Here is a 4,731-nt window from a genome sequence, read left to right as displayed (position 1 = left end):
GTATAATACGTTTTCCTCATTCAGAGTCAAGCGTTTATTTTCGCTTTTCTCTGCCGGCGTTCATCTCTGAACCCCGCCAACCCGGCGGCCTGTAAGCCGTTGTTCCGTGTCAGTGGAGGCGCATTATAGGGAGTTCTCAGACGTTGACAACCCCTCTTTGAAAAAAAACGTTCAACCGTCTCTTTTTTGCTCAAAACCGTGCTATAGCGCGAGTTTTTCGAGCGTTTCGAAGCCGTAGCGACGCAAAACGGGTAAAAGTTGTTCAGTCTCTTTCGTCAGCGCCATAGCAAAAGCAATATTCGCATCGGAAGACTTAGCATCTGGCGCTTCGTGTTCAAGCAACCAGGAAGTTCGCCGCGCAATGGCCGCGCCAGAATCCACCAGCCGAGTCCCTTCTGGCAGAACCTGTAAAAGCTCTTCCTGTAATAGAGGGAAATGCGTGCATCCCAGCACAACGGTATCCGGTGGTTCCGGCATACGCAGCCAGGGGCGAAGGATACGACGCAGCTCTTCCAGGGGAACGACGTGTCCATGGAGTTTCGCTTCAGCCATCTCAACCAGCTCAGCCGAACCCAGCATCGCAATCTGGCATTCATTAGCAAAACGGTCGATCAGTTCACGCGTATAAGGCCGTTTTACTGTTCCACGTGTCGCCAGTAAACCGACGATACCGTTCGCCGTCAAACGAGCCGCAGGCTTAATCGCAGGGACGACGCCCACGACCGGAAACTGGAACTTTTCACGTAATGCTGGAAGGGATACCGTACTCGCCGTGTTACAGGCTATAACTGCCAGCGCCAGGGGATAACGCTTTTGCACAGCAGTCACAATTTCAACCACACGCTCGACAATAAAGTCTTCGCTCTTTTCCCCATAAGGAAACGCGACGTTATCGAAAGCGTAGATATAGTGGAGATTCGGCAGGAGATGCCGAATCTCATCATAGACCGAAAGCCCACCGACGCCGGAATCAAACACCAGCACGGTGGGACGCGGATCAGAAGGTGTAGCTGCCAGACAAGGTGTATTCCCGTCCTGCAGTTTGGTAGCCATAAACTGTCTCGTAATCTTTATCGAACAGGTTGGCTATTTTACCACGAACTGTAAGGTGTGAGGTGACAGGATATGAAACTGCGACATCCCACAGGCTGACTCCCCCCAGTTTAACTTCACGAGACGGGTATGAACTGAAGTCGTCGTCATAGCGAGTCCCCAGATAGCGGTATGCGAGATCCCAGTCAAGATCCCAAACCTGCCAGTCCAGTTGGTACTTCACCTGCTGTTTAGAGCGACGCTTAAGCACTTCGTTGGTTTTCGCATTACGCGGATCAACATAATCGTAAGAGATCTGGTGCGCCAATGGGCCTGTATCGAATTGAGCAGTAGCTTCAATCCCTTCAATGCGCGCTTTATCGACGTTGTAGTAGCGATAATTGGCATCATATCCAATCAGGTTATCGACATCATTACGATACGCGGAGACACGCCAGTTTACGGGTCCCGTCAGGCCCTCAAAGCCTCCTTCCCACTGTTTACTCTCTTCTGGTTTAAGATCCGGGTTACCATAGGTTGCGCTGTGGATCTGGCTCATTGTGGGTGCTTTGTACGCCGTTCCGTAAGAACCGACGATGCGATAACCCTCAACGAATTCCCAGGCGGCGCTGGTTTGCCAGGTACTATGGTCACCGAAGTTAGAGTTATCATCATGACGGGCGGCCGCTTCCAGCGTGACGCTATCAAACTGTTGCATCGCCGATAAGAAAACACCGGTGTTACGCTGTTCGTAGCCCTGGTCCAGGTAACCTGTACCTGCCTGTGTTTTTTGTTTCTGCCAGTCGATACCCGCACCGATATTACCGTGGCCTACCTCGAAGTTGTTCAGCCACTGCGTGGTATATTGCTTCACATCATCCATCGTTGCAGATGCTGCGTAGCGGCCTTTGCTTGGGTCGTAGTTGATATCCTTACTGCGGCCATAACCAGCTACCAGTTGAGACTGATAAATACCCTGCTTAAATCGCAGCCCGGTATCCCAGTTTTGGCTATAAAGCTGGCGCGTATCCGGCGTACCATCCGCAGTAAATGAAGCATAACCGTCATAGGCTGTGCGGTTATCATAGCCAAACCCACGCACAAAGCCGCTCAGGCTATCAGTCAGTTGCTGCTCAACGGAACCAAACAGCGACTTACTCATAAAACCATCGCGATCCGGTTGACGCGGAGCATCATTTGCCCCGATATCAAAACCTCGGGTGTAGGTATAGTTCCCGCCCATCGTGATTTTGGTTTTATCCAAGACCTGCTGGAAGGAGCCGTCATAAGACTGGTAGCCTTTGGAGCCAACGCCCGCAGAAATTTCCGCCCCTGGCTTATCACGTCCGGTAATAATGTTAATTACACCGCCGATAGCGTCAGAGCCATACAGCGCCGAACGCGGCCCACGAATGTATTCAATACGCTGAATAAGAGAGGTCGGAATCTGGCTGAGATCGGCGGCATTACTGATACCGGCATTGTTTAACGGGATGCCATCAATCAGAACCAAAACATGCCGAGATTCAGTGCCGCGAATAAAGGTAGACGCGTTCGCCCCCATGCCACCGCTTTGCGCGATATCCACACCCGGTAAACGAGACATCACCTCAACAACACTTTTTGCCTGCCAGCGTTCAATATCTTCACGCGTCACAACGGACGTTGGGGCCAGAACGGTGTTGATTGGTTGTTCAAAACGGTTTGCTGTCACCACCATCGAGTCCGCGCTATCCTGCGCCCAGCCCGAAAATGCTGTGACGGAAAGCACCGTCAGCAGCGATACTTTTTTAATCATTGTTAAAGCATCCACAATATAATAAGGATGCCGCAGGCCTCATCTATAGCACGCGATGATGAAACCAAGTGCGACGTGATCCCGGCAGGTCTTCGGGCTAGGTGGCGTATTGTGGATGAAGACTTCCCGCTCACGTCACCCTTCAAGCTGCTTCTGCGGCGGCTGAACTCGCTGGCCACCTTGATGCAACTTGAATAATGTTGTGTATACAAAGCAGTGTCTACAACTCTCATCCCGCCAGTCTTTACCGCTGCGCGTCAGCTCCAGATTTACACTGGATTCCCTTTTCACTCACAGGAGACCGGAAACAGAATGCTACAATTAGAAACGTATGGATGTCCAGACAGCTAAGCATCATTAAATGTGGACATCCCCTGTACAGTGCTTACAATCCCCGCGAAATTCTTTATTACTCAGGACGCATCATGACCCCCGAACACCTCCCGACAGAACAATACGACGCGCAGCTGGCAGAGAAAGTTGTCCGCCTGCAAAGTATGATGACGCCTTTCAACGCGCCCGTTCCCGAGGTGTTCCGCTCCCCGGTCAGCCATTACCGTATGCGTGCCGAGTTCCGTATCTGGCATGATGGTGACGACCTGTATCACATCATCTTTGATCAACAGACGAAATCACGAATTCGTGTAGACAGCTTCCCTGCCGCCAGCGAATTAATTAATCAGTTGATGACGTTGATGATCGACAGAGTCCGCAACAACCCGGTGTTGCGACACAAGCTGTTCCAGATTGATTACCTGACGACCCAAAGCAACCAGGCCATTGTGTCGCTGCTGTATCACAAAAAGCTGGACGATGAGTGGCGTGCACAAGCAGAAACCCTGCGTGATGCCCTGCGAGCACAGAACATCAATGTCCACCTGATTGGCCGCGCCACAAAAACCAAAATCATGCTGGATCAGGACTATATCGACGAGCGCCTGCCGGTGGCCGGAAAAGAGATGATCTACCGCCAGGTAGAAAACAGCTTTACCCAGCCAAACGCCGCCATGAACGTACAGATGCTGGAGTGGGCGCTGAGTGCCACCGAGGGCTCAACAGGTGATTTGCTGGAGCTTTACTGTGGTAACGGCAACTTCTCGCTGGCGCTGGCGCGCAATTTTGAACGCGTGCTGGCAACGGAAATCGCCAAACCATCCGTTGCCGCTGCACAATACAATATTGCAGCCAACCACATCGACAACGTCCAGATTATTCGTATGGCGGCAGAAGAGTTTACTCAGGCGATGAACGGTGTACGTGAATTCAATCGATTGCAGGGAATTGACCTGAAGAGCTACCAGTGTGAGACGATTTTTGTCGATCCACCGCGTAGTGGGCTCGACAGTGAAACCGAGAAAATGGTGCAGGCGTACCCGCGTATTTTGTACATCTCCTGTAACCCGGAGACACTGTGTAAAAATCTGGAAACCTTGAGCCAGACGCATAAGGTTGAACGCCTGGCCCTGTTCGATCAGTTCCCGTACACGCACCATATGGAGTGTGGTGTGTTACTTACCATTAAAAATCAACAGAATAAATAACAAATAAGAACACATAGATTTTACAGGGTACATTTTGGGGGCATTTTATTTTTCTATGCCCTCTGCATTTATCTTATTTCCCCGCCTTCCCATTTTAGTAACTGCACACATCACCTCATCGTGACCTTAATGTTATCAGGTAACGCGTCGTTATCAGGAAACAACGCTTCCACCGTTATCAGATAACCAAGGGTCAAGTATGGCAACTACACTCCGAGAACGTCAGGCAAAGCACCGAAAAAATATTAAAAATCAAGGAAAAACCCGCTTCAGCGCAACGCTGGATTGAATCGCCACGGGTTTAACAGACACCTCAGAGTCATTTAAGATGACTTAAAGAGAGGTGCCCATGAGCGGTAA

General features: G+C 50.8%; 3 protein-coding genes and 1 riboswitch. Of the genes, 1 reads left to right on the top strand and 2 read right to left on the bottom strand.

The annotated features are described in order from the left end of the window. Positions 1-201 precede the first annotated feature (201 nt). Together murI and btuB are read right to left on the bottom strand one after the other, a co-directional pair. Entirely contained in the window at positions 202-1,053 is an 852-nt protein-coding gene (murI, locus tag GF617_RS26435) for a glutamate racemase (protein ID WP_181621441.1), read from the bottom strand. Continuing rightward, entirely contained in the window at positions 998-2,830 is a 1,833-nt protein-coding gene (gene btuB, locus GF617_RS26430) for a TonB-dependent vitamin B12 receptor BtuB (protein ID WP_203452755.1), read from the bottom strand. The genes murI and btuB overlap by 56 nt, the downstream gene beginning before the upstream one ends. Before the next feature lie 65 nt (positions 2,831-2,895). Further along, positions 2,896-3,151: riboswitch (cobalamin riboswitch) on the bottom strand. A 104-nt stretch (positions 3,152-3,255) separates the two neighbouring features. Between btuB and trmA the strand changes: the two genes are divergently transcribed. Then, the gene (gene trmA, locus GF617_RS26425; protein WP_203452754.1) at positions 3,256-4,371 is read left to right on the top strand and encodes a tRNA (uridine(54)-C5)-methyltransferase TrmA; all 1,116 of its coding nucleotides are present in this window, start codon (positions 3,256-3,258) and stop codon (positions 4,369-4,371) included. Positions 4,372-4,731 lie beyond the last annotated feature (360 nt).

Origin of the sequence: Lelliottia sp. RWM.1, assembly GCF_016859735.1 — a bacterium.
GTDB lineage: Bacteria > Pseudomonadota > Gammaproteobacteria > Enterobacterales > Enterobacteriaceae > Enterobacter.
The sequence above is the reverse complement of the archived record's forward strand: the minus strand, read 5'-3'. Positions and strand labels throughout refer to the sequence as shown.